At 65.9% G+C, this 18570-nt stretch carries 23 protein-coding genes and 1 pseudogene; 9 read left to right on the plus strand and 15 right to left on the minus strand.

The genetic code is table 11. From position 1 onward, the window contains the following. Positions 1–29 precede the first annotated feature (29 nt). From K3F48_RS02170 to nifB, 7 genes are all read right to left on the minus strand, one after another. Positions 30–257, minus strand: coding sequence for a nitrogen fixation protein NifZ (locus K3F48_RS02170; RefSeq protein WP_222573768.1), 228 nt, complete (start codon positions 255–257; stop codon positions 30–32). Further along, entirely contained in the window at positions 254–550 is a 297-nt protein-coding gene (locus tag K3F48_RS02175; protein WP_222573769.1) for a nitrogen fixation protein NifZ, read from the minus strand. The genes K3F48_RS02170 and K3F48_RS02175 overlap by 4 nt, the downstream gene beginning before the upstream one ends. Then, entirely contained in the window at positions 547–1371 is an 825-nt protein-coding gene (locus tag K3F48_RS02180) for a 4Fe4S-binding leucine-rich repeat protein (RefSeq protein WP_222573770.1), read from the minus strand. Before K3F48_RS02180 ends, K3F48_RS02175 begins: the two co-directional genes overlap by 4 nt. After that, entirely contained in the window at positions 1361–1906 is a 546-nt protein-coding gene (locus K3F48_RS02185; protein ID WP_222573771.1) for a hypothetical protein, read from the minus strand. The genes K3F48_RS02180 and K3F48_RS02185 overlap by 11 nt, the downstream gene beginning before the upstream one ends. Before the next feature lie 17 nt (positions 1907–1923). Next, positions 1924–2277, minus strand: coding sequence for an iron-sulfur cluster assembly accessory protein (locus tag K3F48_RS02190; RefSeq protein ID WP_222573772.1), 354 nt, complete (start codon positions 2275–2277; stop codon positions 1924–1926). Next, positions 2274–2507, minus strand: a complete 234-nt coding sequence (locus K3F48_RS02195) for a 4Fe-4S binding protein (RefSeq protein WP_004448253.1) — start codon at positions 2505–2507, stop codon at positions 2274–2276. The genes K3F48_RS02190 and K3F48_RS02195 overlap by 4 nt, the downstream gene beginning before the upstream one ends. A gap of 127 nt (positions 2508–2634) precedes the next feature. Then, positions 2635–4194 carry a nitrogenase cofactor biosynthesis protein NifB gene (nifB, locus tag K3F48_RS02200; protein WP_222573773.1) on the minus strand — a complete coding sequence of 520 codons (1560 nt, stop codon included), beginning with the start codon at positions 4192–4194 and terminating at the stop codon, positions 2635–2637. 342 nt (positions 4195–4536) lie between these two features. Here nifB and K3F48_RS02205 point away from each other — a divergent pair, with 342 nt between their 5' ends. From K3F48_RS02205 to K3F48_RS02215, 3 genes are all read left to right on the plus strand, one after another. Beyond that, positions 4537–5016, plus strand: a complete 480-nt coding sequence (locus K3F48_RS02205; protein WP_222573774.1) for a hypothetical protein — start codon at positions 4537–4539, stop codon at positions 5014–5016. A gap of 126 nt (positions 5017–5142) precedes the next feature. Further along, positions 5143–6915: a nif-specific transcriptional activator NifA gene (gene nifA / locus K3F48_RS02210; RefSeq protein WP_222573775.1), complete on the plus strand. Its 1773-nt coding sequence runs from the start codon at positions 5143–5145 to the stop codon at positions 6913–6915. A gap of 24 nt (positions 6916–6939) precedes the next feature. After that, complete coding sequence (locus K3F48_RS02215) at positions 6940–7698, plus strand: 4Fe4S-binding leucine-rich repeat protein (RefSeq protein WP_222573776.1); 759 nt, start codon at positions 6940–6942, stop codon at positions 7696–7698. 101 nt (positions 7699–7799) lie between these two features. Here K3F48_RS02215 and K3F48_RS02220 read toward each other — a convergent pair whose 3' ends face one another. The 6 genes from K3F48_RS02220 to K3F48_RS02245 form a co-directional block, all read right to left on the minus strand. Beyond that, positions 7800–8390 carry a hypothetical protein gene (locus tag K3F48_RS02220; RefSeq protein WP_222573777.1) on the minus strand — a complete coding sequence of 197 codons (591 nt, stop codon included), beginning with the start codon at positions 8388–8390 and terminating at the stop codon, positions 7800–7802. After that, positions 8374–8799 carry a group II truncated hemoglobin gene (locus K3F48_RS02225; RefSeq protein WP_222573878.1) on the minus strand — a complete coding sequence of 142 codons (426 nt, stop codon included), beginning with the start codon at positions 8797–8799 and terminating at the stop codon, positions 8374–8376. The genes K3F48_RS02220 and K3F48_RS02225 overlap by 17 nt, the downstream gene beginning before the upstream one ends. A 414-nt stretch (positions 8800–9213) precedes the next feature. Beyond that, the gene (locus K3F48_RS02230; RefSeq protein ID WP_222573778.1) at positions 9214–10716 is read right to left on the minus strand and encodes a sugar transferase; all 1503 of its coding nucleotides are present in this window, start codon (positions 10714–10716) and stop codon (positions 9214–9216) included. 144 nt (positions 10717–10860) lie between these two features. After that, positions 10861–11814: a prephenate/arogenate dehydrogenase family protein gene (locus K3F48_RS02235; protein WP_222573779.1), complete on the minus strand. Its 954-nt coding sequence runs from the start codon at positions 11812–11814 to the stop codon at positions 10861–10863. Beyond that, positions 11807–12928 (minus strand): histidinol-phosphate transaminase, encoded by a 1122-nt coding sequence (gene hisC, locus K3F48_RS02240; RefSeq protein WP_222573879.1) that lies wholly within the window; start codon positions 12926–12928, stop codon positions 11807–11809. Before hisC ends, K3F48_RS02235 begins: the two co-directional genes overlap by 8 nt. A 2-nt stretch (positions 12929–12930) precedes the next feature. Further along, entirely contained in the window at positions 12931–13806 is an 876-nt protein-coding gene (locus tag K3F48_RS02245) for a chorismate mutase (RefSeq protein WP_222573780.1), read from the minus strand. Between the two features lie 190 nt (positions 13807–13996). On the opposite strand from K3F48_RS02245, the gene K3F48_RS02250 reads away from it, so the two are divergent. The 3 genes from K3F48_RS02250 to K3F48_RS02260 all read left to right on the plus strand — a co-directional run bounded on the left by K3F48_RS02250 (position 13997) and on the right by K3F48_RS02260 (position 15332). Further along, a complete protein-coding gene (locus tag K3F48_RS02250; RefSeq protein WP_222573781.1) occupies positions 13997–14257 on the plus strand; it encodes a hypothetical protein in 261 nt (86 codons plus the stop codon). A gap of 218 nt (positions 14258–14475) precedes the next feature. Then, positions 14476–14826, plus strand: coding sequence for an antitoxin Xre/MbcA/ParS toxin-binding domain-containing protein (locus tag K3F48_RS02255; protein WP_222573782.1), 351 nt, complete (start codon positions 14476–14478; stop codon positions 14824–14826). Between the two features lie 8 nt (positions 14827–14834). Beyond that, entirely contained in the window at positions 14835–15332 is a 498-nt protein-coding gene (locus K3F48_RS02260) for an RES domain-containing protein (RefSeq protein WP_222573880.1), read from the plus strand. Between the two features lie 84 nt (positions 15333–15416). On the opposite strand, the gene K3F48_RS02265 is transcribed toward K3F48_RS02260, so the two are convergent. Together K3F48_RS02265 and K3F48_RS02270 are read right to left on the minus strand one after the other, a co-directional pair. Further along, complete coding sequence (locus K3F48_RS02265) at positions 15417–15887, minus strand: NfeD family protein (protein ID WP_222573783.1); 471 nt, start codon at positions 15885–15887, stop codon at positions 15417–15419. Between the two features lie 79 nt (positions 15888–15966). Then, on the minus strand, positions 15967–16950 hold the full coding sequence (locus tag K3F48_RS02270) for an SPFH domain-containing protein (RefSeq protein ID WP_222573784.1): 984 nt from the start codon (positions 16948–16950) through the stop codon (positions 15967–15969). Positions 16951–17120: 170 nt separating this feature from the next. Here K3F48_RS02270 and cobS point away from each other — a divergent pair, with 170 nt between their 5' ends. From cobS to K3F48_RS02285, 3 genes and pseudogenes are all read left to right on the plus strand, one after another. Further along, positions 17121–17903: an adenosylcobinamide-GDP ribazoletransferase gene (gene cobS / locus K3F48_RS02275; protein WP_255608028.1), complete on the plus strand. Its 783-nt coding sequence runs from the start codon at positions 17121–17123 to the stop codon at positions 17901–17903. Positions 17904–17932: 29 nt separating this feature from the next. Then, the gene (locus K3F48_RS02280; RefSeq protein WP_222573785.1) at positions 17933–18190 is read left to right on the plus strand and encodes a type II toxin-antitoxin system Phd/YefM family antitoxin; all 258 of its coding nucleotides are present in this window, start codon (positions 17933–17935) and stop codon (positions 18188–18190) included. Beyond that, positions 18187–18568 (plus strand): annotated as a pseudogene (locus K3F48_RS02285) (type II toxin-antitoxin system VapC family toxin). Before K3F48_RS02280 ends, K3F48_RS02285 begins: the two are co-directional and overlap by 4 nt. The last annotated feature ends 2 nt before the right edge of the window (positions 18569–18570 follow it).

The following is an 18570-nucleotide window of genomic DNA, read 5'->3' on the forward strand; positions in this document are numbered from 1 at the left end:
TACCGCCGGCGCGACAGGGGGCCTCCGGCTCAAGCCGGCTCGATCTCCTCCTCGAAGCAGCCGACGACCAAATTCTGAGCGAATTCAACGATATAGATCGGCGTGTCGGTTTCGACATGCTCGCCGATCTGGACGATTTCGCCAGGATCGCCGGCTTTCACCAGCAGCGCCTGGGGCTCATGCCCAGGGTGGGAGCCGTCATTGAACAGGTCGACGGTCGCGCGCACGCGCATGCCCCAATCATAGCGTCCGCTCATTTCTGCGCCTCTTCGGCAACGACCTCGATCGGCTCGAGCTCTTTCTTGCGCATGCCGACCTTATAGCCGGTTTCGACGAATTCGACGCCATAGATATAGAACTGCTGCAAAAACGTGCCGATGCTGGTCACATAGCCGATCTCGCCTTTCTTGACGAGAATCTCGCCGACGTCCTTGCCGCCGAAGGTGCCGTCGTTGCGCACCATCTTCTTCGACTTGACCTTCTCGCCATAGTTGAAGGCAGGCGGATCATTCAGCTCGACGGAGCCGTCGTCACGGTTGATGTTGCTCATATCCGTTCCTCGACATGAGAGGGGTTGCGATCGAAGTTCGAGCCCTGACGAGCCATGTCCGTTGCCTTGCCGAGCGTTTTGCCGAGTCGCGCCGCCGCTGTCTCGCGCACGATCGGATCATCGTCGGAGAGAAGCGGAGCGACGGCCTTGGGGTCCGCGCGTCGAGCGACTTCATAGCGCACGCGCCAGTCGGGATCGTCGCCGAGATCGGCGAGTTGGACCGGCTCCAGCCTTTGCGCCGCCTCATAGCGGACCTCGGCGTCGCTATCGGCGGTCAGCCGCTTCAGCGCCAGCGGGGCGATGCGCTGCGCCACGACGCGGCGCACCTCGATATCGGCGTCGTCGATCATCAGCACGAGCAGATCCGGCGCGATGCGGCGGGCCACGACCTGGCGCACATAATAGTCGCGATCCTCGATCATCGGCAGCAGATCGATCGGATCGAGCCGATGCGCGATCCTTATGCGCACCTCGCGATGCGGATCATTGCGGAGCTTCAGCAGATAGCGGTTCGGCAGGCGCCGCGCGGCGCTCCACCGCACCGCCTCCTCCGCATCGTCCAGCATCGCCGGCAGCAGGAAAATTTCCGCGGCTTTCGCGGCGCAGGCGCGCACTTCGAAATAGGGATGCTGGAGATAGTCGCGGGCGATCTCGGGATTCCAGTCGAAGAAGCGGTCGATGCGGCGCGCATAGCGATCGAACAGGCACGCTCGCAGCGGCCTGCACTTTTCCTGCCCGAGAAGCTCTTGATGCGGACAGCTCTCACACCGGACCGGCGCGCCGAGCCAGTCGATCGCCTCGTCGATCTCGTCAGTCGACATCCTCGGCCTCCATTCCGTCGAGAACAGAGATGAGCAGGGTGGCCCCGACCTTGTCGGTCGGATCGAGCTCCAGAAGCTTGTTGGCCGCCTCGCGGCCTTCCTCATATTCGCCGAGCCGAAGCTGCAGATAGGCGTAGCCCTTCAGCACGAACATGAAGAAGCGCGGCAGCACGGCGTCGTAGGAATCGAATGCGGCGTCTCCTCGGCGCACCTCGCGCCAGTCGAGCGGCAGCGAATTGTCGATCGCCGCCCGCGTGAGGCACGTGCGGGCGATCTCGAGCGTATCCTCGAGCCGGTTTTTGTAGAAATAGAATCGATAGAGGGCGATCAGCACCGCCACATGAGTCGGCGCGATGCGCCGCGCCTCGAACAAATGCTGTTCGGCGACATCGCCCGAGTGATAGGATAGCGCCGCTTCCCGGAGATGACGCTCGGCTTCCGCAGGCAGCCCCGCCCCGAATACGGGAGAGGAGAGGATTTCATCCGCTCCTGCGTCGAATGCCTGATTGCCGACGGCGCCATCTCCGGTCAACATGAAGCGTTCCTATTCACTCACGCCACAGTGATATCCGGCAGCTCGACGACGGTCTGCGTCGACGAGGAACAGCCGCAGGCCTTCGCCTTGGGATCGATGAAGGAGAAGCCGGTCGAGGTCGCCGTCTCCTTGAAGTCGATCGTGACGCCGTCGAGCAGCAAGCGGCTCTGCGCCGGCAGAAACAGCTTGAAGCTCGGGAAGTCGAACGCCTGCTCGCCTTCGCGCGGCGCCGGCTGGACCGAGAATTCGGCCGACATGCCCGAGCACCCGCCCGGGGAGACCATCAGGCTCAGCCCATAGCCCGGGCCGCCGTCGAACATGACGAGACGACGGATGAATTTTTCCGCGGCGGGAGTGAACTGGATATTCATGCCGCGCCCCCGGCAGCCTGATAACGCGGAAGCGACGTGTCGATGACGCAGGTGTCGTCGACCGGGCACACCGCGACGCATTGCGGCACATCGAAATAGCCGATGCACTCGGTGCACTTCTTCGGATTGATGACGAAGGTTCCGTTCTTCTCGGAGATCGCCACATTAGGGCACTCCGCCTCGCACGCCGAGCAGGACGTGCACTGCGAAGCAACGATCTTATAGGTCATCTGCCTGCTCCTCCATCGAGCTGTGGTCGGCATCAGGACGTCGGAGAGTCCGATGCGTCGAATATTCGCGCGTCCGCCGAGCGCCGAAGCTTTTGCCTCGCGTTCGGCGGACGCCGATGATTTTGCGTCAGGCCGTGATGAAGGCGCCCTGACGAAGCGTCGCGTCGCCGCGCTCCGCATGCACGATCTCGCCGCTGTTCACCTTGTCGAGATAGCGCTTGAAGTAGGTGATCGCCGACTGCTCGATGAACTCGAAGGCGAACTCGTCGACCGGATCGATGCCGGCCTTGACCAGATCGTTCTTCGGGCAGCCGCCGATCTTGGCGACGAACACGGCCGTGCAATCATTGATCGCGCGGATGATCGTCTCGAGGCTGTCCTCCTCGCCATAGCCGCCCTGGCAATAGAGGTCGACGCGGCGATGGCCGATGAACTTCGCGCCCTTGGTGGAGAGCTCGTAGATCTGGAACTCCTTCGCATGGCCGAAGTGCTCGTTGACGCGCCCCGAGCCCTTCGTCGCGACGGCGATCAGGATCTTGATGTCCTCATTGCCTTCGCCGGCCAGCGTGTTGAGCTCGGCGTTCTTGGCCGCCGCCACCTTCTGGCGCTCGATCTCGACCTGCGCCTGATAGGCCTGGCGCGACTCGAGGTCATAGGTGACTTCCATTGCCATGATCTTGTCGGTGGTGAACTCGGCGGAACGATCCTCGCCCAGCAGCCCGACCGCGTCGGCGCGGCACTGGCGGCAATGGCGCATCATGTTCATCTCGCCTTCGCAGGAGTCCTGCAGCGCCTTCAGCTCTTGAGCCGTCGGGCCGCGCTGTCCGTTGAGGCCGAACACGGTGCCGTGCTCGGGCGAGGAGATGAGCGGCATGATGTTGTGCAGGAACGCGCCGCGCGACTTCACCGCCTTGTTCACCTCGACGAGGTGCTTGTCGTTGATGCCCGGGATCATCACCGAGTTGACCTTGCAGAGAATGCCGCGCTCGGTCAGCATCTCGAGGCCGCGCATCTGGTGCTCCGTCAGGATCTCGGCGGCCTCGCGGCCGAAGATGCGCTTGCGGTTCCAGAAGATCCACGGATAGATCTGCGCGCCGATGTCCGGATCCACCATATTGATGGTGATCGTGACATGATCGACATTGAACTTGGCGATCGTGTCGACATGCTGGGGCAGAGCGAGGCCATTGGTCGACAGGCACAGCTTGATGTCCGGAGCCGTCTTCGCGATCAGCTCGAAGGTCTTGAAGGTCTTCTCCGGATTGGCGAGCGGGTCGCCCGGGCCGGCGATGCCGAGCACGGTCATCTGCGGGATCGTCGACGCGACGGCGAGAACCTTCTTGGAGGCCTGCTCGGGCGTCAGCTTCTCGGAGACGACGCCGGGACGCGACTCGTTGGCGCAATCATATTTGCGGTTGCAGTAGTTGCACTGAATATTGCAAGCCGGCGCCACGGCGACATGCATGCGGGCGTAGTGGTGATGCGCCTCCTCGCTGTAGCAAGGATGGTTCTTGACCTTGTCCCAGATTTCCTGCGGTAGATCATTCTCGCCGGCCCCCGTGCCGCAGCTCGCCTTGCCGCTGCCGCCCGAGGTGCCGCAGCCCTTGTGCTCGGCGACCTTCTGCATCACTTCGTCGATGTTTTGTGCCCCGCCGATATCGACGGTTTCGGTAGCTAGAGAGTCCATGTTCGGTTCCTCACGAGTCGAAGAGTTTCAAACTCTTGCGGAACGCAGTCGCGACATATCCGTCTGCCAGTGCTCCGGCGCTGTCGCGGAAGCGGTGTCCGGCGAGAGAGGTCGCAACAAGCATGCCATAGCGGCGCCGTCGGTTAATTGCTTGATACTGCGAGACGAAACCGCTTTGTTTGGAATCTGTCCAAATGCCGACACTTGTCGGAAAGGGGCTTTCCAGCTGTCGCGAACGCGACACTTCGCCGCGCCAGCGCGGATCGCGCGGCGAGTGGGAGCGCCGCGCCGCGCGGAAGCAAAGGATCGGAGGAATGGCGCGGCATTTGCCTAATGCGGCGCATGAATGATCTCACGCGCGAATCCGACATCATCGACTTCGGCGAGCTGTCGCCGGCGGTGAACGAGCTCCTGCAGAAAGGCGTCGCCGCCTATCGGCGCGATCCGGAGCGGGCCGATCAGCTGTTCCGCGAGGCGCTGGAGCTGTCGCCGCACGAGCTGCCAGCCTATTACTGCCTCTATAAGATTCATACTTATAACGGGAATCTCGAGGTGGCATGGGACATGGCCAATCTCGGCCTCGAGGAGGCCACGCGGCAGGCCGGCTGGTCGATCGACCCACGCGAATGGCCGCTAAAAGAAACGGCGCCGGGCTCGGCGGAACGCTTCGCGCTGTACACTCTGAAGGCGTTGAGCTTTATCGAGCTCAAACGGGGCAGAAAAGACAAGGCCTTGGATAATCTGGCGATTTTGAAAGCCGTCGATCCGTGCGGCGCGGTCGGTTGGACGGTCATCTACGAATTGGCGCAAGGAGTCGCCTGATGTCGCCACGATGACGGGGCGCGGCGCTTGGTCGCGCGTCGCAGAGTTTGTCACATCAACGGCACATTAGTTGCTAACCTTTCCAGACTGACTTATCGATTCCCGCGCACCTCTCGAGGCTAGTCGATGGGATACGAAGCTGGAACCAGCATGAACACGGCTCAAGCTCGATCGTTCGATCCGAGCGAATCGGCTCTTGTCGGAATCTATGAAATCTCGAAGCTCCTCGCCTCGCCGAGCCGGCTGGAGCGCACGCTCGCCGGAGTGCTGGCGCTGCTGTCGAGCTTTCTCGACATGCGGCACGGGCTGATCGCCCTGCTCGACGCGCAGGGCGATCCCGAGATCGTCGTCGGCTCCGGCTGGAGCGAGGGCAACGCCAAAAAATTCTTCGAGCATCTGCCGGAGCGGGCGGTCGGCCAGATCGTCGCGACCAAAATGCCTCTCGTGGTCGAGAATGTCGCCGCTTCGCCCCTGTTCGAAGGCTCGGACCTCTCCGAATGGGGACCGACCGACGGCCAGCCCTTTTCGCTGATCGGCGTGCCGATCAAGGACGGCGAGCAGGTGGTCGGGACTTTGACCGTCGACCGCGTCTACGGCAACCGCTCCTCGGTGCGGTTCGACCATGACGTCCGTTTTCTGACAATGGTCGCCAATATGGTGGGCCAGACGCTGCGGCTGCACAAGCTGATCGCCCGTGACCGCGAGCGCCTGATGCAGGAAAAGGCGAGGCTGGAGAAGGCCGATCGGCCCTCGCACGGCGAGGCGGCGCGCTACGACAACATCAAGGGCATCGTCGGCGAGAGCCCGGCGGTGCGGGCGGTGGTGGAAAAAATCCGCATTGTCGCCAAAGCCAAGTCGACGGTGCTGCTGCGCGGCGAGTCGGGCACCGGCAAGGAATTGTTCGCGGCGGCCATTCACAATCTCTCGCCGCGCCACGGCAAGCCCTTCGTGAAGCTGAACTGCGCGGCTCTGCCCGAGAGCGTGCTGGAATCGGAGCTGTTCGGCCATGAGCGCGGCGCCTTCACCGGCGCGGCGGGCCTTCGCAAGGGGCGGTTCGAGCTCGCCGACGGCGGCACTCTGTTCCTCGACGAAATCGGCGACATCACGCCGGCCTTTCAGGCCAAGCTGCTGCGCGTCTTGCAGGAAGGCGAGTTCGAGCGCGTCGGCGGCGCCCGCACGATGAAGGTGGACGTGCGCTTCGTCTGCGCCACCAACCGCAATCTCGAGGAGGCGGTGCAGAAGGGCGAGTTCCGCGCCGATCTCTATTACCGGATCAGCGTCGTGCCGATCTTCCTGCCGCCGCTGCGCGAGCGCAAAGGCGATCTGGCGCCGCTCGCCAAGGAGTTCCTGCGCCGCTTCAATGCGGAGCAGAATGTTCATCTGACGCTTTCGGACTCGGCGATGGAAGTGCTCTCGGAGTGCAACTTCCCCGGCAATATCCGCGAGTTGGAGAACTGCGTCTATCGCACGGCGACGCTGGCGCGGGGCGAGGCGATCGTCGATCGCGACTTCTCCTGCCGGAACGACGGCTGCCTCTCTTCGGTGTTGTGGAACGGTTCGCGCGAGGGCGCCGGCGCCGGGCTGCATCCGCCGAGCTTCACGCCGCTGCCGATCGTCTCGCGGCCGGTCCAGCCGCCTGCAGTTCCGGCGCGTCCCCCAGCTCGCCCGGTGGAGGAGCTCCCGCCCGTCATCGCTGCTGCGTCGCCCGGAGGCGCCTGTCCCGGCGCGGAGAACTGTAGCGCCGTCGAGGCCGACCAGCGTTCCGATCGCGAAAAGCTCATCGAGGCGATGGAACAGGCCGGATGGGTGAAGGCGAAAGCGGCGCGCCTGCTCGGCCTCACGCCGCGGCAGATCGGCTACGCCTTGCAGAAGCACGAAATTCCGGTAAAGAAATTTTGACGAGTTGCAACAGACGGCGCGACAATGGCCGCAGAGCCCGAACCCATCAGCGACGACCCACTGGATTGGCGAGGGCGCCCGATCCGATGCCGTGAGTGCTCTCATGTGGCGCTCAATCGTGAGGGCTTGTGCCGGAAAGGCGCGTCCTGTGTTCGCGACCGGCGTGCACGGCGCGTCGATCTGTTCTTCCGGGCGCATCCGGAGCTCGCCGACTCCTATCTCGATCATGCCTATTTCGAGGTGCGCGCGCGCGCGGCCCGCTTTGCGAGCGTGATGCGTTTGACGCCGCTCGTGAACGATCCGGAGCCGGAGGTGCGCGCCGTCGTCTGCTCGCGCCTGCCGGCCGCGCGCATCGCGCCGCTGGCGAAGGACCCGGAGCCGCGCGTGCGCATCGCCGTGGCCAACCGGCTCGAAGGGGCCGCATTGCTCGCAATGTATGCGGATGCTGATTATTTGGTGCGCATCCATGTCGTGCGACGGCTACAGCCGGAGCTTCTGGCCGTTGCCGCTCATGACGAGGATCCGGAGGTGCGCCGCTGGGTCGCGCGTCGCATCCCGCCGGATCGGCTGCATCTTCTGGTGACGGATCCCGAGCCGATGGTGCGCCTCGTCGTCGCCGAGCGACTGCCGGACGAGCGGCTCCATGCGCTGGCGCATGATGAAGATTTGCGCGTCCGCTTCACCGTCGCCGAGCGCTGCCCGAAAAATATGCTGAGCGCTTTCCTCGAGGACGAGGATGAACTCGTGCGCGCCTGCGCGCAAACGCGGCTCGACGAAGCCTGAGCCGGCTTCCCCTCTCGGCGAAGCGGCGATCCGAATAAAAATGCAATCCGGAGCCGGGGCTCTGGATTGCCTCTGTTTGTCGCGATTTGAACGAAAACGCGTCAGACCGGGCGATTCTCGTTGCGATTGCGCACCGGGCCCATGACCTCGAGGCCCTTCTCGAAGGTGATCTTCTCGAATTTGCCGTCGAAGGCGAGTCCCGCATTGGCCACCGCGTCGATCTTGCCGGCGGTCGACAGCTTTTTGAGATCGTTCTTCTCGATGTAGAACAGCTCGAGCAGCTCGTTGTAGACGGTCGATTCGTCGATCGGCAGCACGTAATAGTGGACGCTGTCGATCTCCACCTCGAATTTGCTGAGCAGATCGATGTTGTTGGCGAAGATGAAATATTTTCCGGTCGGGCTGAGCTTCTCCTTGAGCACCTCGTGGACGGTGCCGAGATGCTCGAAGGAGAGGAGCCACAGAGCGATGAAATCAAAGGTCGGCTTGCCGGCTTCGGCGATCGCGATCACCTGATCGGCGCAAAGCTCCGGCGGACGCGCCTCGTCGGCGACCTTCTGAGGGAATTTCAATGCCAGCATGCCGCGAAAGCCGAATCGGCCGGCCTTGTCGGTCGGTCCCTTGTGCACCGGGCTCAGCAGCCGCTTCTGCTCTTCCAAAGTCGAGAACGCCGTTTCAGTGATGCTTGTCATGTCGGTTATCCGGATCGTTACGTAGCCAATCCGCCAGTTTGGCGAAGTTCTGCTTCAGTGCGTCACGCAGTCTCACATCATCGACCACCTCTTCGAGCGCGCCAGTCATGCAGGCCATCCACGCGTCGCGCTCGGCGGGGCCGATCGCGAAGCCCATGTGTCGCATGCGCAATCGCGGATGGCCCCGCTGCTCCGAATAGGCCTTCGGCCCCCCCAGCCACTCGGCCAGATAAAGCTTCAGAACCGTCTTGGTCGGGCCGAGGTCCTCGGCGTGCATGGCGCGGATGGTCTGCGCCTGCGGCAGCACGTCCATGTTGCGGTAGAAGGTCTCGACGAGACGATCCACAGCCTCCTGGCCCCCGATGATGTCGAATGCGGTCTTGGTCGATTGCACGGCGTCCACAGTCATGCCCCAGCGCAAGCAATTCATATGCCGATGGGCCGCATTTTTCGGCCGCAGCAAGCGCTTTCGCCAGGGCGCTCCTGCGGCTTTTCGCGCGGCGCCGACCCGGAGCAACTCTTGTCGTGCGAATGTGCCCATTCGAGCGGAAAGCGCTCTAGTGGCGTGATTCAGCCGATTTGGCAGGGGGAAAGGCGAGCCTGAAGGCTCGCAGTCCAAGCGTGGCCCCTGGACCGCGAGCCTTCAGGCTCGCTCTCGAAGCCCATCAAGGCCCCCACCCCAACCCTTCCCCGCTTCGCGGGAGAGGGAGCGGAGTCCGAATAGCGAATAGCGAATAGCGAATAGCGAGCAAGTGAAGTAGCGAATGGTGAGAAAGTAAGCTCTATTCGCTATTCGCTACTCGCTTCATCCGCCATTCGCGTTTCACGCCGCTTCCTCCGTCGTCGCCGCAAGAAAGCGCGACGCGGCGGCGAGCTCGGCCGGATCCAGGGAATGACGCGGGCTCGCCTGGCGCAGGTCGCGCCGGGCCTTGCGGATTGCGACGGGGTCGACGCGCTCGCCGAAGACGACCAGCGTGATGGTGAGCAGAACGATCTCGATGTCGAGCGCGAGCGAGGCGTTGCGCAGATACCAGATGTCGAGCGCCGCCTTGTCGGCGGCCGAGATCGCGCGGCCGCCCTTGACCTGCGCCCATCCCGTCAGGCCCGGAGGTGCCATGAGCCGCGCCACGCATCCGCGCGGCTGATCGACCGGCAGCAGCGGCCGCGGGCCGACGAACGACATGTCGCCGGCCAGAATATTGAAGAGCTGCGGCAGCTCGTCGAGCCGCAGCCGGCGTGACAGGCGGCCGAGCCAGGACGTCCGCAGCTCGTCCGGGACACGACGGCCATCGGCGTCATGCGCCGCCCGCATGGTGCGCATCTTGTAGAGCTTGAACGGCCGACCGAACCGCCCCGGCCGCTGCTGCCAGAAGGTCGGCGGCCAGCCGACATCGATCACGCTCACCGCCACGGCGACCAGCAGGAGCGGCGCCAGCGCGCCGAGCAAAGCGACGGCGAGGATAACGTCCAGCCCGCGCTTCACGCGCCAATAGCGACGCGAAACCGCCTGCTCGATCGTCTCGGGATCGACGGAGAAGGGCGCCGCTCTCGTCACCCCGCCCCCTTTATCGCCGAGGCCGAGACGCTCGAGCAGAAATTCGAGCATGACGTCGCTCGACGCCTCTATGTCGAGCAGAGCGCGCTGCGCCGCAGCCGACAGCGCCTCGAACTCCGCCGCCACGACGATCTTGTCGACGAAGACTCCATGCAGCTCGAGATCGCGCAGGAGCTCGCCGACGCGCTCCGGCGCGCCGAGTACCGGATGGCCGTGAACGGAGCGCCCGACATGGCGGTCGTCATCGAGAAATCCGGCGATCCGCAGTCGATCGGGCGCATGGCTGGAGACCGCCCGAGCATAGAGCCCGCCCGCCTCGCCGACGCCGACGACGAGCACCGTGCGGCAGCTCGCGGCGAGCAGCGCCGGAGCGCGTCCGGACGAATCGCTGGAGCGGCGCCACAGCCATGTCGACACGCGCGCGCCGACGAGGAACACGAGCGTGAGCAGCCCTTGCAGCAGCGGAAGGGCGCGAGCCACTCCGTCCATGCGGTTGAACACGAAGCCGAGCGTCACGGCGCTGATGATGGTCGCCACCGTCGCGGCGACGATGCGCAGGCAATCGGACATGGTGGTGAAGCCCCATACGGCGCGATGCGCGCCGAAAGCGGGCAGGATCACCGCCGCGGAGGCGAGGGTGCAGAGCAGATAAGGGGCGACGCTCGCCGCCCGCTCGGGAGAAAATTCGAAATTATCCCTGATGACCAGGGCGGCGCCTGTGGCGGCGACAATCAATGCGAGATCGACGAGCAGCAATAAGTAATGGCGCATATCTGCGGCCTCTGTCGACGAAAGCTGTCGGCTCAACGCCGAAATACCTGGCGAAAACGACGCGACTTCGAGAGCGCGCATTGATACGCCACCTGCGGCGTTCGCGCGCGCTGGGAAAATTACAGAAAAAAAGCGAGACGGATCTCAGCGCGGCGGCGTCGGATCGCTTGTCGCGGCGGCGCGTCCGAAATCCGGCGCCGCCGTGTCCTGGCCCTGCGCCACGATGCTGCGGCGAATGGCGCGCGTGCGCGTGAACAAGGCGAACAGGCCGTCGCCGTCGCCGCTGCGGATCATGCGCCGCAGCGCCGTCAGATCCTCGTCGAAGCGGCCGAGCATCTCCAGCACGGCCTCTTTGTTGTTGAGGAAGATGTCGCGCCACATGGTCGGATCGGAGGCGGCGATGCGGGTGAAATCGCGAAAGCCGCTGGCCGAGAATTTGATCACCTCCGACTGCGTGACCTCCTCGAGATCCGCCGCCGTGCCGACGATGTTGTAGGCGATGAGATGCGGCAGATGGCTCGTCACCGCCAGCACCAGATCATGATGGGCGGCGCTCATCGTCTCGACATTGGCGCCGAGCCTGGTCCAGAAGGCCGCGAGCTTTGCGACGGCGGCCGGATCGACCCGCGGCGGCGGCGTGAGAATGCACCAGCGATTCTGAAACAGGCTCGCAAAGCCGGCGTCCGGTCCGGAATATTCGGTGCCGGCGATCGGATGGGCGGGAATGAAATGCACGCCCGCCGGCATATGCGGCGCGACCTGCGCGACCACCGCGGCTTTCACCGAGCCGACGTCGGAGAGAATGGCGCCGCGCGAAAGATGCGGCGCCAGCGCGCTCGCCACTTCGCCGCAGACGCCGACCGGCACGCAGAGGATCACGAGATCGGCGCGCGCCGCCTCGGCGACTTCCTCCACCATATCATCCGCTATGCCGAGCTCGCGCACCCGCGCGCGCACCGCGCCGGACGCATCGAAAGCGACGATGCGCCGCGCCGCGCCATAGGCGCGAATGGCGCGCGCGATCGAGGAGCCGATGAGGCCGAGGCCGATCAGCGCGACGCTGTCGAAGATCGGCGCGGAGGCGCCCTCCTCAGCCATGCGCGGCTCGCGGCGCCGCGCGCCAGGAGGCGACGAACTCGCCGAGCGCTGCGACGACGAGGCGATTGGCCTCCTCGGAGCCGATCGTCAGCCGCAGGAACTGCGACATGCCATAAGCGCCGATGGCGCGCAGCACGAGCCCGCGCGCGGTGAGGAAGCGATCGGCGTCCGCCGCCGCGCGGCCGGCTTCCTCCGGAAAGCGGATGGCGATGAAATTGGCGACGCTCGGCAGAACCTCGAGCCCGAGCGCCTCGATCTCGCGCGTCAGCCACGGCAGCCAGCGATCATTATGCGCCATCGCCGCGGAAAGATGCGCCTCGTCCGCGACCGCCGCGATTCCCGCCGCGATCGCCGCGCTGCTCACATTGAAGGGATCGCGCACGCGATTGATCGCATCGACGACCTGCGCCGGGCCATAGCCCCAGCCGAGCCTCAGCCCCGCGAGCCCGTAGATTTTCGAGAAGGTGCGCGTCACCGCCACATTCTCGCGCGTGGCGGCGAGCTCGAGCGCCGGCGAATAATCCTCGCGCCGCACATATTCCGCATAGGCCGCGTCGACGACCAGCAGCACATGCGGAGGCAGCGCGTCGGCGAGCCGCTCGATCTCCGATTTCGGCAGATAGGTCCCGGTCGGATTGTTCGGATTGGCGAGGAACACGATTCGCGTGCGCTCCGTCACCTTTGCGAGAATGGCGTCGACGCTGGTTCGATAATTCGTCTCCGGCGCGATGACCGGAACGCCGCCCGCCGAGAGAATGACGATGCGATAGGCGAGGAAGCCGTGCTCGGTATAGATCGCCTCGTCGCCGGCCCCGAGGAAGGCGAGCGCGAGCAGAGCGAGAATGTTGTCCGAGCCGGCGCCGCAGACGATGCGGTCGGGATCGAGCCCATGGGCCTTGCCGATCGCCTGCCGCAGCCGCGTCGCCGCGCCGTCCGGATAGGCGGCGATCTCCGGCGCGAGCGCACGCAGCGCCTCGACCGCCTGGGGCGAGGGCCCGAGCGGCGTCTCATTGGCCGAGAGCTTGAACACGCGCGCCGCGCCGGGCGCCGCGCTCTTGCCGGGGACGTAAGGATCGATCGCCAGAACGCTCGGCCGCACCACAGGTTTCGTCATCATCAGCTCCTCGGGGCGAAAACGCCGCCGCGCGCCTGGTCCAGCTCGAAACGCGCCGCATGGCTGCCGACCGGCGCGGCCTCGGCGCGGCCGGCGCCGGCGCGCTGCAATTCCTCGACGAATTGCGCGCTCGCAACGCGCCCGGGCGCGGCGACGAGCAGCGATAATCCGCCGGCGTGCGGCGCGGCGGAGAGAATCTCCCCGGCGAGCGCGCCGATCGCGCCCGGCGCCGCATGACTCCATTTCGGCAGCGAGACGGCGTGCAGGACGATGTCCTGCGAGGCCGCCTCGGCGAGCGGCCTGGCGACGATCAGCACCGGCAGGCCGGCCGGATGATTGGGCCGCTCGACGAAGGGCAGGCGCGCGATGACCTTGGGCGCGTCCTCGCCGGCGAGCCGGGTCCACCAGGCGCCCTCTTCCTGCGCGCCGGAGCAGCGTACCATGCCGAGATCGCCTTTGGACGCCGCCACGGCCGCGACGACCGCGCCGGCGCCGTGATGCGTCACATAAGGCACGGTGAAGCCGAAGTGGAAGCGGGCGCTGTCGCGCATGGCGGCGTCGCCGCCGGAATCATCGGCGTGGACGCTGTATTCGGCCTGCATATAAGTGAAGGTCGAGACGATGATGCGCCAGACGCCCTCCACCGTGTCGACCGGCAGCAGGCCGCAATGGCGCGAGACCAGCGCGCGCATCATCTGCGCCTCGCGGTCGGGGCGAAAGGCGGAGGCGCCGTTCCGGCCCTTCACGGCGATCAGCCGATCGATGATCTCGCCACGCCGCATCAAAAGCTCGTGCATGTCGCGATCGATCCGGTCGATCTCGGCGCGCAAGTCCTCCAGCGTCTCGGTGTCGGTGTTCGGCAAGGCGGCGTCTCGCATGGCGCGGGCGTTGGCGGCGAAAAAGGCGGAAGGTTCTCTTAGGGCGCCGCAAGGCGGGAGGCAATGCGAGCGGCGGCGCGCCTGCGACGCCTTTGCTCTGCGACGCCTTTGCTCTTGCCCGGCGCGGCGAAGCGCGTCAAATAACTCGCCGCCCCCGCCGCCGGCGGAACAGGCGCCTCGGGAGGAAACAATGCACGAAAAAACTCGCAACGGTTCGGCCCTGGCCATGGCGGCCGTCTCGCTCGCCCTCGCCGGCGCCGTGGCGACCACGGCCCATGCCGCAACCCCCGGCCGGGTGCAATGTCTCGGCGCCAACGCCTGCAAGGGCAAGGGCGACTGCCACAGCCCCAAGAACGCCTGCAAAGGCATGAACGCCTGCAAGGGCAAGGGCTGGATCCACACGGAATCGGCCGAGGCTTGCAAGGAAGCCGGCGGCAAGACGCTGGACTGACACGAAGCGTTGCGCCCGCGCCCCAGGTTGGGCGTGGGCGGCCCGCACCGGCTGAGCTGCGCCATTATTGCCGAGGCTGTCTGCGCGACGGCGCCGCGCGCTTTTCCGCCGCGGCCGGAAGAATTCCGTCGCCCTAAGCGCCATTGGGCAGACGCCCGATTTGAATATCTCTCAATGTGACGCTATATTGCGTCACAAATCACGGCGGAGGCGGCACGATGGGCTTGGCTCAATATGCAGACGACGGGATTTTCGCGCCACGCAAGATTGCGGACATTCTTCGCACGACGAGCGAGGAAATTGCACGAACGGCCGGGCTGGGCAAGGACGCGGTTCAACGCGCCAGCCGGCTGCGCTCGGATAAGACGCAGCGGCGCTTGCGCGAGATGGTCGAGGTCCTCAACAAGGTCGAGCCGCGCTTCGGGTCGGCTCTTCTGGCTTACGCCTGGTACCGTTCGGAGCCGCTCTCCGGTTTTTCCGGTCACACCGCCATGCAGCTCGTCAAAAACGGCCGGGCGGACGAGGTGCTCGAATACATCGACGCCGTCGACGCGGGCGTGCACGCCTGATCGTGGCGATCTCGTATAGGGGCAAGCTCTTTAGAGCGCTCAACCCCGTCTACGCGCGCGCGCCGATGTCGGGTCGAGTCGCAGCGCTCTACGGCGGCCGCTTCAATCCCAAGGGCGTTCCCGCGCTCTATTGCTGCCTGTCCGTGATGACAGCCATCCGTGAAGCCAATCAGGCCGGCAATCTTCAGCCGATCACGCTCGTGTCGTATGACGCAGAGGTCGAGCGGGTTTTCGACGGCCGGGATGCAAAGGCCCTTGCGAGCGAAGGCGTCGACGCCGCCGCGCTCGCCGCTCCGACGTGGCGCGATGAAATGAGAACAAACGGCGAAGCGCGAACACAGAGCTTCGCCCGCCGTCTGATCGCTGGCGAATACCGAGGCCTCTTGGTTCGGAGTTTTGCTCCCGGGACGAGCGAGGACGATCTCAATCTCGTGCTCTGGTCATGGGGAGACGCGCTTCCGTCTCGGCTGAAATTGATCGATGACGACGGACGATTGTCGAGATGACGCGCGCGGCTCTCATAGCGATTCCCGCGCGCGCATCGGCTCCGCCGCTCCGGGGGCAATCCAGCGCGGGGTCGCTCGCCATGCTCAGCTCCGCTTCTCCGAAACCGGCGTCAGCACCAGCACGAGGTTCTCGATCTCCGTCACCCGCGCCCGCACGCCCGGCGCGAGGCGGTCGGCAGGCGCGTCGGCGGCGAGGCGCGCGCGCCAGTCGACGCCGGACCAATGCACCGTTCCGCCCGATTTCGTCACCTCATGCGTGGTCGTCAGCTCGCGGCCGATGAGATCGCTGCTCTGATCCTCCTCGACATCGGCGTTCTGAAAGCGCTGCAATGGCTTCTTGCCGATGAGCGCGATTGCGAGGCCGAGCGCCGCGGCGAGCGCCGCCGTCTCGATCAGCGACGGACGAAAGCCGGTGAGATAGAGCAGCGCGCTGGCCGCGAGCGCGCCGAGCGCGAAGAACATCAGCGGCGACAGTCCGATCACCGCAATGTCGAGCGCGAGCAGCGCGAGGCCGACGACGAGGGCGAGATTGGCGGGATCGTAGAGCAGCTCCATCGCGGGCCTCATGCGGGTTGCGGGTGGTGCGAGCCTGAAGGCTCGCGGTCCAGGGGTCGGGCGCGGATTGCCTCTGGCCTCACTCGCTCTTTTGCCAAGGCTGCGCGCTCTTGGGCGCGGCGGCGCCGGAGGCGTTCACCGTCTTCAGCACGGCCATGGCCTTGGCCACCCAGCCGGCCGGATCGGACCCCTCCCCCATCAGCACCAGCGAATTGCCGGTCTTGGCGAGCCGTCCATATTGCTCGATGGCGAATTTCGCCACTTCGAGCTGCACGGCCTTGTCGCCGCCGTCCTCGGTGATCTGGTGGCGAACGAGCTCGATCGCCCGCGCCTGCCCCTCGGCGCGCAGGATCGCCGCCTGCTTCTCGCCTTCGGCGCGATTGATCTCGGATTGCTTGACGCCCTCCGATTCGAGCACTGTGGCGCGCTTGTCGCGCTCCGCCTTCATCTGCCGCTCCATCGACTGGCGCAGCGATTCGGGCATGGCGATGTCCTTGATCTCGTAGCGCGTCACATGCGCGCCCCAGAGCTGCGCCGCGTCCGACACCGCGCGCACGACGCGCTCGTTGATCTCGCTGCGGTTCTCGAAGGTCTTGTCGAGCTCCATGGAGCCGATCGCCGAGCGCATGCTGGTCTGCGCCAGATTGATGATGGCGCGGCTGATGTCCTGCGCGCCATAAGCCGCGTCCCTGGCGTTGACGATCTTGTAATAGAGCACGCCGTCGATCGTCACCGTGGTGTTGTCCTTGGTGATGGCGTCCTGCTCCGGCACGTCGATCACCTGCTCGCGCAGATCGAATGTATAGGCGGCGCGCTCGACGATCGGCCAGACGAAATTGACGCCGGCGCCGAGCGTGCGGTTGTAGCGGCCGAGCCGCTCGATGACGAGCACGGTCTGCTGGCGCACGAAGCGCACCATGGTCGCGAGCGCGAGCGCGGCGACATAAGCGAACCAGAACACCGGGCTGCGCAGGAGGCCGAGCGGCAGGCCGAGCCCGAGGCTCTGATCCAGAATCAGCAGAGCGATGGCGGCGACGCCGACGACGAGGAGCGAGGGACCCATGGCGATCTTCCCTGAGCGTTTCGAGAGACGAACACGGTCGTAGCCGCCGCCGGCCCCGGCCGATGTGCGCGAACGCACATGTTCCCTCGCAGGATTCCGCCGCCGCCGTCGGGCCCCGCAGGCTATCACGAGCAAGAGCGGACCGCTCGACAAATCGCGGATTCGGCTGCATGACGGACGTCATGCAACGCACATTTCGAGACGATCTGTTCGCCTGTCTCCGCTTCTACTCCCGCCTGCCGGTTCCGGCGCCGCGCGGGCATGAGATGCCGGACTTCCGCACCGCGGTGCGGGCGCTGCCGCTCGCCGGCGCGGTCATCGGCGCCTGCGCGGCCGCGGCTCTGCTCGCGGCGCGCGCGCTCGGCCTGTCGCCGTTTCTGGCGGCGGCGCTCGCCGTCGGCGCGCTCATCCTCGTCACCGGGGCGCTGCATGAGGACGGGCTCGCCGATCTTTTCGACGGATTCGGCGGCGGCGCGACGCGCGAGGAGAAGCTCGAGATCATGCGCGACAGCCGGCTCGGCTCCTATGGCGCGATCGGCCTGACGCTGTCGCTGATGCTGCGCGTCGGCGCGCTCTCGTCCGTAGCCGAGCGCTCCGTCGCCCAGGCCGCGGCGGTTCTCGTCTTCACGGCGGCGCTGTCGCGCACGACGGGGCTCGCGCCGATCATGATGCTGGCGCCCGCCCGTGGCGACGGCGCCGGCCATGCCGCCCTGCGGCCGTTCGAGCAGGCGCTTCGGACCGCGGCGCTGCTCGCCCTCGCCCTGGCCCTGCTGCCGCTGGGGGCGGGAACGCCGCTCGCCGGCCTGCTGCTCGCGGGCGGCGCCGCGGTGGGAGCGGCCTACGCCACGGCGAAGCTGGCCGAGCGCCAGATCGGCGGCCTCACCGGCGATGTGCTCGGCGCCGCGCAGCAGATGGCCGAGGTCGCGGCGCTGCTGGCCTTCGCGGCTCATTGATATGGGCCAAAATCAAGATGGAGCGGGCCATGCGCGTTTCCATGACGGAAGCGAAAGGGCAATTGACGGAATTGGTCCGGCGGGCGGAGGCGGGAGACGAAGTCATCTTGACGCGCCATGACCATGCCGCCGTGCGTCTGGTTCCGGTCGAGATCTCGCCCGACAGGACGTCCCGCCGCGCTTTGCTCGAGTCGGTCAGAGCTTCCGCCGCTGCGAAGGCGGCCGCAGGGCCGAGCGCGTCACGAAGCCAAGACTTTCTCTATGGCGACGACGGCCTGCCGAAATGATCGTCGTCGATACGTCGGCGCTGATGGCGGTCGTGCTCGATGAGCCGGAAGCGGACGCCTGCATCGCCGTGCTGTCCGACGAAGATGAGCTCGCGATCTCCGCCGCGACTGTCGCCGAGGCTCTGATCGTCGCGGCGCGCCGCAACGTCGGCGCGGAAATGGTCCGGCTGATCGACGGTCTCGGCTTCGAGATCGCGTCCGTGACAAAGGCCTCGGCGCGGCGCGCCGCGCTCGCCTATGAGCAATGGAGCAAGGGCGTTCATCCCGCGGCGCTGAACTTCGGCGATTGCTTCGCCTATGAGGCGGCGAAGCAGCGGGGCCCGCTTGCTCTTTGTCGGCGATGATTTTCGCGGCGCCGATAGTTTGAGCGCTCCGTAGCG

Origin of the sequence: Methylosinus sp. Sm6 (genome assembly GCF_019802345.1) — a bacterium.
In the GTDB taxonomy this organism is placed as follows: Bacteria; Pseudomonadota; Alphaproteobacteria; order Rhizobiales; family Beijerinckiaceae; genus Methylosinus.

Coding starts and splice junctions, on each gene's coding strand:
- K3F48_RS02170 (WP_222573768.1), bottom strand. CDS start 257: ATGAGCGGACGCTATGATTGGGGCATGCGCGTGCGCGCGACCGTCGAC.
- K3F48_RS02175 (WP_222573769.1), bottom strand. CDS start 550: ATGAGCAACATCAACCGTGACGACGGCTCCGTCGAGCTGAATGATCCG.
- K3F48_RS02180 (WP_222573770.1), bottom strand. CDS start 1,371: ATGTCGACTGACGAGATCGACGAGGCGATCGACTGGCTCGGCGCGCCG.
- K3F48_RS02185 (WP_222573771.1), bottom strand. CDS start 1,906: ATGTTGACCGGAGATGGCGCCGTCGGCAATCAGGCATTCGACGCAGGA.
- K3F48_RS02190 (WP_222573772.1), bottom strand. CDS start 2,277: ATGAATATCCAGTTCACTCCCGCCGCGGAAAAATTCATCCGTCGTCTC.
- K3F48_RS02195 (WP_004448253.1), bottom strand. CDS start 2,507: ATGACCTATAAGATCGTTGCTTCGCAGTGCACGTCCTGCTCGGCGTGC.
- nifB (WP_222573773.1), bottom strand. CDS start 4,194: ATGGACTCTCTAGCTACCGAAACCGTCGATATCGGCGGGGCACAAAAC.
- K3F48_RS02205 (WP_222573774.1), top strand. CDS start 4,537: ATGAATGATCTCACGCGCGAATCCGACATCATCGACTTCGGCGAGCTG.
- nifA (WP_222573775.1), top strand. CDS start 5,143: ATGGGATACGAAGCTGGAACCAGCATGAACACGGCTCAAGCTCGATCG.
- K3F48_RS02215 (WP_222573776.1), top strand. CDS start 6,940: ATGGCCGCAGAGCCCGAACCCATCAGCGACGACCCACTGGATTGGCGA.
- K3F48_RS02220 (WP_222573777.1), bottom strand. CDS start 8,390: ATGACAAGCATCACTGAAACGGCGTTCTCGACTTTGGAAGAGCAGAAG.
- K3F48_RS02225 (WP_222573878.1), bottom strand. CDS start 8,799: ATGACTGTGGACGCCGTGCAATCGACCAAGACCGCATTCGACATCATC.
- K3F48_RS02230 (WP_222573778.1), bottom strand. CDS start 10,716: ATGCGCCATTACTTATTGCTGCTCGTCGATCTCGCATTGATTGTCGCC.
- K3F48_RS02235 (WP_222573779.1), bottom strand. CDS start 11,814: ATGGCTGAGGAGGGCGCCTCCGCGCCGATCTTCGACAGCGTCGCGCTG.
- hisC (WP_222573879.1), bottom strand. CDS start 12,928: ATGACGAAACCTGTGGTGCGGCCGAGCGTTCTGGCGATCGATCCTTAC.
- K3F48_RS02245 (WP_222573780.1), bottom strand. CDS start 13,806: ATGCGAGACGCCGCCTTGCCGAACACCGACACCGAGACGCTGGAGGAC.
- K3F48_RS02250 (WP_222573781.1), top strand. CDS start 13,997: ATGCACGAAAAAACTCGCAACGGTTCGGCCCTGGCCATGGCGGCCGTC.
- K3F48_RS02255 (WP_222573782.1), top strand. CDS start 14,476: ATGGGCTTGGCTCAATATGCAGACGACGGGATTTTCGCGCCACGCAAG.
- K3F48_RS02265 (WP_222573783.1), bottom strand. CDS start 15,887: ATGGAGCTGCTCTACGATCCCGCCAATCTCGCCCTCGTCGTCGGCCTC.
- K3F48_RS02270 (WP_222573784.1), bottom strand. CDS start 16,950: ATGGGTCCCTCGCTCCTCGTCGTCGGCGTCGCCGCCATCGCTCTGCTG.
- cobS (WP_255608028.1), top strand. CDS start 17,121: ATGACGGACGTCATGCAACGCACATTTCGAGACGATCTGTTCGCCTGT.
- K3F48_RS02280 (WP_222573785.1), top strand. CDS start 17,933: ATGCGCGTTTCCATGACGGAAGCGAAAGGGCAATTGACGGAATTGGTC.